The organism is Dyella acidiphila (assembly GCF_014863405.1).
Lineage (GTDB): Bacteria > Pseudomonadota > Gammaproteobacteria > Xanthomonadales > Rhodanobacteraceae > Dyella_B > Dyella_B acidiphila.
Genome location: NZ_JACZZA010000005.1, coordinates 310,239 through 316,238, shown reverse-complemented (window position 1 = coordinate 316,238; position 6,000 = coordinate 310,239). Strand labels below are relative to the sequence as shown.

The 6,000-nt window shown below is 62.5% G+C and carries 8 protein-coding genes and 1 other RNA gene; 4 read left to right on the top strand and 5 right to left on the bottom strand.

From position 1 onward, the window contains the following. Nucleotides 1-121 precede the first annotated feature (121 nt). The 3 genes from IGX34_RS10870 to smpB form a co-directional block, all read right to left on the bottom strand. A complete protein-coding gene (locus IGX34_RS10870) occupies nucleotides 122-433 on the bottom strand; it encodes a DUF6538 domain-containing protein (protein ID WP_192555740.1) in 312 nt (103 codons plus the stop codon). A gap of 78 nt (nucleotides 434-511) precedes the next feature. After that, nucleotides 512-863, bottom strand: a transfer-messenger RNA (tmRNA) gene (ssrA, locus tag IGX34_RS10865). A gap of 77 nt (nucleotides 864-940) precedes the next feature. Continuing rightward, nucleotides 941-1,435, bottom strand: a complete 495-nt coding sequence (gene smpB, locus IGX34_RS10860; RefSeq protein ID WP_192555739.1) for an SsrA-binding protein SmpB — start codon at nucleotides 1,433-1,435, stop codon at nucleotides 941-943. An 80-nt stretch (nucleotides 1,436-1,515) separates the two neighbouring features. Here smpB and IGX34_RS10855 point away from each other — a divergent pair, with 80 nt between their 5' ends. Together IGX34_RS10855 and IGX34_RS10850 are read left to right on the top strand one after the other, a co-directional pair. Beyond that, nucleotides 1,516-1,947: an SRPBCC family protein gene (locus IGX34_RS10855; RefSeq protein WP_192555738.1), complete on the top strand. Its 432-nt coding sequence runs from the start codon at nucleotides 1,516-1,518 to the stop codon at nucleotides 1,945-1,947. After that, complete coding sequence (locus tag IGX34_RS10850) at nucleotides 1,934-2,215, top strand: RnfH family protein (protein ID WP_338015453.1); 282 nt, start codon at nucleotides 1,934-1,936, stop codon at nucleotides 2,213-2,215. Before IGX34_RS10855 ends, IGX34_RS10850 begins: the two co-directional genes overlap by 14 nt. A 37-nt stretch (nucleotides 2,216-2,252) precedes the next feature. On the opposite strand, the gene IGX34_RS10845 is transcribed toward IGX34_RS10850, so the two are convergent. Beyond that, nucleotides 2,253-2,729 (bottom strand): outer membrane protein assembly factor BamE, encoded by a 477-nt coding sequence (locus IGX34_RS10845; RefSeq protein WP_192555737.1) that lies wholly within the window; start codon nucleotides 2,727-2,729, stop codon nucleotides 2,253-2,255. 76 nt (nucleotides 2,730-2,805) lie between these two features. Here IGX34_RS10845 and fur point away from each other — a divergent pair, with 76 nt between their 5' ends. Next, nucleotides 2,806-3,222, top strand: coding sequence for a ferric iron uptake transcriptional regulator (gene fur, locus IGX34_RS10840; protein WP_192555736.1), 417 nt, complete (start codon nucleotides 2,806-2,808; stop codon nucleotides 3,220-3,222). A 341-nt stretch (nucleotides 3,223-3,563) separates the two neighbouring features. On the opposite strand, the gene IGX34_RS10835 is transcribed toward fur, so the two are convergent. Then, on the bottom strand, nucleotides 3,564-5,156 hold the full coding sequence (locus IGX34_RS10835; RefSeq protein ID WP_192555735.1) for an MASE1 domain-containing sensor histidine kinase: 1,593 nt from the start codon (nucleotides 5,154-5,156) through the stop codon (nucleotides 3,564-3,566). Between the two features lie 94 nt (nucleotides 5,157-5,250). On the opposite strand from IGX34_RS10835, the gene IGX34_RS10830 reads away from it, so the two are divergent. Further along, on the top strand, nucleotides 5,251-5,886 hold the full coding sequence (locus tag IGX34_RS10830) for a response regulator (protein ID WP_192555734.1): 636 nt from the start codon (nucleotides 5,251-5,253) through the stop codon (nucleotides 5,884-5,886). Nucleotides 5,887-6,000: the final 114 nt, after the last annotated feature.

The window sequence follows — 6,000 nt, the reverse complement described above, 5'->3', positions numbered from 1 at the left end:
AACACGGTTCGGCCGCATAGCGCGTTGAATTATCGGCCACCGGCTCCTGAAGCTGTCCTGCCAGCCATCCAGGATGTACATCTGAAGCTCGCTGCTTAAACTAACCCTACATCTGGACCAGTTAGTGCAGGCCACTCATGTGGATTTTGGTCCCGTTCGGAAGCTCGATGTCGTAAACCTTGCCTTTTTTCACCCCTGCCGTTGCAGTTTCAAGCAACCCCTTGGGTTCGGCCATGGCGTCCATCCTCAACCGTTGAAATGCTTGGCTCAGAGCATAGCCAAGTACGGCAGAGATAAGCCGGGCATCATCCCCCCGGGCCCCTCGCAGGCTTCGAATCACATAGGTGGAGCCCACCCGCTTTTGCAAATCGACAGGCACGAAAAAGCGGACGTAAAGTCCGCTTGGTCGTTTGAGCAACAAAGGTTTCGGCATTTGGTACCTTCTTTGGTACCCCCGAGGGGGCGATGAAGGCACTAAAATTTTCTTTAAAATCAAAGAAACCGAATGAATTGGTGGAGGTGGCGGGAGTCGAACCCGCGTCCGAAGGCGCTTGACGCCCGGTACTACATGCTTAGCTCACCGTTAGATCTCGTCCCGCGACAGCACGATGTGCGAAGCGCATCGAAGGACCAGCCCGCTTGATTTAACCCTGACCGACAGGCGGCAGCTTTGGGCGATCCCGTGATAATGACCCTACATCCACTAGCACAGGCACACGTGGGTTCGGGGCTAGGCCTTAAGCGGCCAGAGCGTAGTTGTCGTCGTTGGCAACTATAAGTTTGCGGCTGGATTTACGAGGAAAGCTGCCCCCTCGGCATGCACCAAGCTATCTCACTACCCCCGTCGAAGCCAGGACACCCCCGGGGAAAAGATTGCTTAAGCTGGTCCAGTATATATCGTGATGACGCGGCGCGATATCAATCGCGCAGCAGGGTAGGGTCAGGCGTTGCGATTGTGTGCACGCATGGTGCGCTGCTTTTCACGCTGCCAGTCGCGTTCTTTTTCGCTGGTGCGCTTGTCGTGTTCCTGCTTGCCGCGCGCCAGGCCAATTTCCACCTTCACCTTGTTGCCCTTCCAATATATGGCGATGGGCACCAGGGTGTAGCCCTTGCGCTCCACGGCGCCGATGAGCTGGTCGATCTCCTGCTTGTGCAGCAGCAGCTTGCGGGTACGGCGATCCACCGCCACCACGTGGGTGGAGGCGCTGATCAGCGGCGGGATGGAGGTGCCGACCAGAAAGATCTCCCCCTTGAGCACCACGGCATAGCCGTCGCCGAAGTTGATCCGGCCGGCACGCAATGCCTTCAACTCCCAGCCTTGCAGGGCAATGCCCGCTTCGTAGCGCTGGTCGATGTGGTATTCATGCCGGGCGCGCTTGTTGAGCGCGATCGTGCCGCCGGCATTTTTCTTTTCCTTGTCCTTAGCTTTTGCCATGTCCGTTAAACTTCGGGCCTGCCACCCGGTGCAGAATGCCTGCACCTGGGATCGGGCTGGATTCTTGTAAAGAGGCTACTGTGATCGAAATCCGCCGCAGCGCTCTGGTGAAATACTCGCCGGCGCAGATGTTCGACCTCGTCAATGAGGTTGAAGCATACCCAAAGCGCTTCGCCTGGTGTGCCAACGCCGAGGTGATTGAGCGTGGGGAGAACATGCTGGTGGCCAGGCTCGATCTCAAGTTCGCCGGTTTCCACCACAGCTTCACCACCCGCAATACCATCGACCGTCCGCGCCGCCTGCAGGTGAGTCTGGTCAATGGGCCGTTCCGCAGCCTGGACGGTTTGTGGGATTTCATCCCGCTCGGTACGGACGGCTGCAAGATCGCGCTGGAGCTGGATTTCGATTATGCCGGACGCCTTGGCGGTGCTGCCTTGAAGCTGGGTTTCCAGGGCTTGGCCAGCCGCATGGTCGACGATTTCTGCCGCGAGGCGGAACGTGTCTACGGGTAAAACCATTACCGTGGAGGTGGTGTGTGCCACCGCGGACCGGCAACGCCTGCATCGCTTGACCTTACCGACCGGCAGCACGGTGATCCAGGCCGTGGAGCAGTCGGGGATCTTGCAGGAGATGCCGGAAGCGGAGTTTGATCCGTCGCACCTGGGCATTTTTTCCCGGCGCGTTGCACCGGACGATGCCTTGCACGATGGCGACCGGGTGGAAATCTACCGGCCGCTTACCCTTGATCCCAAGGATGCCCGCCGACGCCGGGCGGGCTAGGGCAGGTCACACCGGCGAAGGCATGACCCTGCAGCGATCAGTTGGAGCCGCTATCGCTGCCGCTGCTGTCGCCACCACCACTGTCGCCGCCGCTGTCGGCACCGCTGCTCTTGTCGCCGGAGCTGTCGTTGACGTTGTAGTTGGTCTTGTACTTGCTGCTCTGCTGCACCAGCTTCTGCGCATCCTGGAAGTACAGGGTGCCTTCGGTGCGCACGAGCACATCGTTGTTGAAGAACAGGCTCATCGACTGCATGCGCATTTTTTCGCCGCGATGCGAATACGTGGACACGTAATCCCAGCGGTTCTGGTCGAACGGCGAAGCGACGGACGGGGTCCCCAGCAGCACCAATACCTGGCGCTTGGTCAGACCCGGCTTAAGCTGATCGGCAAGGTTCTTGTCGATGGTCTTGTCGAACAGATTGCCCTGGGCCACGTCGGGGGTATACACGATATGGCAGCCGGCCAGAGAAACTGCCAGCGTGGCGAAGCCCAGCGTGCGAATCAGCTTTTGCATTCGTATTGCGTCCGGATCGTGAAGGTAACGGATGATACACTAATGGCTTGATTCCACCGCGTATCGGGAGCTTGCCATGGAGCAGGAAACGCAAGAACTGCGCAAGGCCGGGCTGAAGGTTACCCACCCTCGCATGCGCATTCTCCAGATCTTCGAGGAGGACGGCGCCCGGCACATGACCGCCGAGGACGTCTACAAGAAGCTGCTGGCCCACCAGGAAGACATCGGCCTGGCCACGGTGTACCGGGTACTGACCCAGTTCGAGGCCGCCGGCATCCTCAGCAAGCACAATTTCGAGGGTGGCCAGGCGGTGTATGAACTGGATCGCGGCCAGCACCATGACCACATGATCGATGTGGACAGCGGAAAGGTGATCGAGTTCGTGAGCGAGGAGATCGAGCGCCTGCAGCGTGAAATCGCCGCCCGCCACGGCTACGAGATCCAGGACCACAGCCTGGTGCTGTACGTGCGGCCGCTCAACAAGAAAAAGTAGCTCGCCGGGCCGTGGCTGGCGCCCACCTGGGCGCGGGCACTGCCAGCAGGGAACTGCCGCCGCGAGCGGCAGTTTTTGTTTCGCCCATAAAAAAAGCCGCGGGAGGACTCCTGTCCGCCCAGCGGCTTACCGTTGTCTCTTGACTGCAGAGTATCCGAGTTGCTCGAGATACACGCGTTTGTCCAGACTCCGGCGGAACGGCATCCTGCCATTCTTCGGGCCTACCGTCCCCACGGTCGGCCCGTGCTCACCATCTTGCGATGGCGGCTCCCCCACATCGATTGAGTGATCGTAACGAAGGCTTTACGGGGCCGGTATTGGAAAATTTCCTAGTTACAGTGTCACAAGTCACTTGTTTCCCTTCGGGAAATGGTGCTACGCAACAATATGCGCAGGTGAACGCCCTGCTGATCGGGCCGCAGGCGGAACAGGCCGCCCAGCGAGGTGACCCGGTCGCGCATGCCTTGCAGGCCGCGGCCGCCACGCGGAACGCGCTCGGGCAGGCCGATGCCGTTGTCGCGGATATCCAGCAGGGCCAGGGCGGTGCCGGCGCGTTCGCCGATGCGCAGGCGCAGGCGGAATTCATTGGCCTGGGCGTGCTTCACCGCGTTGGTGGCGCTTTCCTGGGCCAGGCGGTAGATGGCAGTGCGGATGTCTTCTTCCAGCAGGCGCGGGTCGCCGTGCAGCTCGGTGTGATAGGCCATGCCGGCGGTGGCCATCAGGTCGCGGATCGGGCCTTCGTCGAGCGCGCGCATCAGCCCGAATTCGTCCAGTACTGCGGGACGCAGGTCATCCAGCAGGCGGTGCAGGGCGCGGCGCATGTGGCCGAGGATGCTGTTGATCGAGGTGCCGATGTCTTCCATGCCGGCTTGCTGCAGGCGGCTCTGCGCCAGCTTTACGTGGGTCTGGATGGCGGTGAGGTTCTGGCCCAGTTCGTCGTGCAGTTCCGCGGCCATATGGCGGCGCTGGTTTTCTTCGGCCTGCATATTGCCGCGCGCCGCATCGCGCAGCTGGCGGGCGAGATGATCCAGGCGGCGATTGACGGCGGCGAGGTACACGTTCTGCTCCGCCACGCGGGCGCTGCTGCGGCGTAGCGCGTCGGTGGCCGAGCCGAGCATCAGGGCACCGGTACCGGCCACCGCCAGGAACATATGCGAGGACGCGGTGGGGATCACATGTGTGAACACGCGGTCGACCAGGGCCATGCCCAGGCTGGAGACCAGCATCGACAGGCTGGCGCCGCGCCAGCCATGGCGGAAGGCGAAGAACAGTACCGGCGCCAGTGACAGCACGCGGGCAAATTCGCGCTGCGGCGCGGCCTGTTCGGTCAGGATCAGCAGGATGATCAGCGCGGGCAGCATCACCAGCAGGCCGTCCATCAGCAGCTCCGACATTTCCTGCCGGGATGGCCGCGCCCGCCAGATCATTACCAGGGGCGGCACCAGCAACAGCAGGCCTACGTAGTTGCCGAGCAGTTCATCGCCCAGCGCGTGCAGCAGGCCGGTGGGTGGCAGCTGGTGCACCAGGGTCAGCATCAAGGCGTCGGTGGCGGTGGCCGCCACCACGGTAAAGCCGGCCGAGAGCAGCAGCCGCGATACCTCTTCCGGATCGCGCAGGCTCGGCCGCAGATTGGCCCGGCGCAGCAGGCCCAGGCAGAGCGCCACCACGATCGGCTGCGGCAGGTCGCCGTAGACAAAGGCGCGCCAGCCCATCGAATAGCCGTGCAGGTAATCGATCAAGCCAGCCGCGACCAGTTCGCCGCCGATCAGCCACACCCAGTAGCGCGTGGGCGACAGCAGCAGCACGCCAAAGCGCAGGCCGAATTGCAGGGTCCAGTCAGGCTGTGCAGTGGGCCATAGCAGCGCCCACAGCAGGGCGTAGGCCAGGCCGGCGAGCGGGCCGGAGGAAAGGGTGAAGGCGGATTTGAGTCGCATGCACAGATGGTATGCGACAGGCCGCGGATTAGGGGCGCGGCAAGTGGGCGGGCATGCTTCCAATCCTTTGCCGCGAAAGGCTACAGTGCCGCTCATGCATAGCATTGTTCTGGTCGACGATCACGCCATCGTCCGCGAGGGGTTCAAACGGCTAATCGAGATGGAGCCCGACCTGGAGGTCGTGGCCGAATGCCGCAATGCCGACGACGCCGTAGAAGCCATCAGCCAGCGCCGCCCCGATCTGGTGGCGCTGGATCTGTCCTTGCCGGACGGCAGCGGCTTGCCGCTGATCGAGCATCTGCGCAGTGTCGCCACCGGCACGCGCATCGTGGTGCTGAGCATGCACGATGGCGAGCCGTATGTTTCCGAGGCGCTGCGCCGCGGCGCCAGTGGCTACGTCACCAAGGGCGCTGCGCCGGAGGAACTGGTAGCCGGTTTGCGCGCGGTGATGCGCGGCGAGCAGTTTCTGAGCTCGGACCTGCGCCAGCGCCGCGCCGAACGGCCCAACGACACGCTCGATCCGGTGGATCGCCTGACGGCGCGCGAGCATGAAGTGTTTCTGCTGCTTGCGGCCGGGCGTGCGCCGAAGCAGGTGGCGGCGGAATTGGGGATTGGGCAGAAGACGGTTTATATCCACCGCGCGAGCTTGATGGGCAAGCTGGGGGCGGGATCGGAACTGGATCTGTACCGCATTGCCAGCGAGCGTGGATTGCTTCCCACGCGGGGATAGGCCTCGCTACACCCGTGCTGTCATTCCCGCGCAGGCCGGAATCCACCCCCCATAACTTGCGCAGTGCGTAGGTTGGGTTAGCGCAGCGTAACCCAACAAATCTTCATCGAAGCA

Bases quoted from the DNA above. Each gene is read 5' to 3' on its own strand.
- IGX34_RS10870 (WP_192555740.1), bottom strand. From the start codon at position 433: ATGCCGAAACCTTTGTTGCTCAAACGACCAAGCGGACTTTACGTCCGC.
- smpB (WP_192555739.1), bottom strand. From the start codon at position 1,435: ATGGCAAAAGCTAAGGACAAGGAAAAGAAAAATGCCGGCGGCACGATC.
- IGX34_RS10845 (WP_192555737.1), bottom strand. From the start codon at position 2,729: ATGCAAAAGCTGATTCGCACGCTGGGCTTCGCCACGCTGGCAGTTTCT.
- fur (WP_192555736.1), top strand. From the start codon at position 2,806: ATGGAGCAGGAAACGCAAGAACTGCGCAAGGCCGGGCTGAAGGTTACC.
- IGX34_RS10835 (WP_192555735.1), bottom strand. From the start codon at position 5,156: ATGCGACTCAAATCCGCCTTCACCCTTTCCTCCGGCCCGCTCGCCGGC.
- IGX34_RS10830 (WP_192555734.1), top strand. From the start codon at position 5,251: ATGCATAGCATTGTTCTGGTCGACGATCACGCCATCGTCCGCGAGGGG.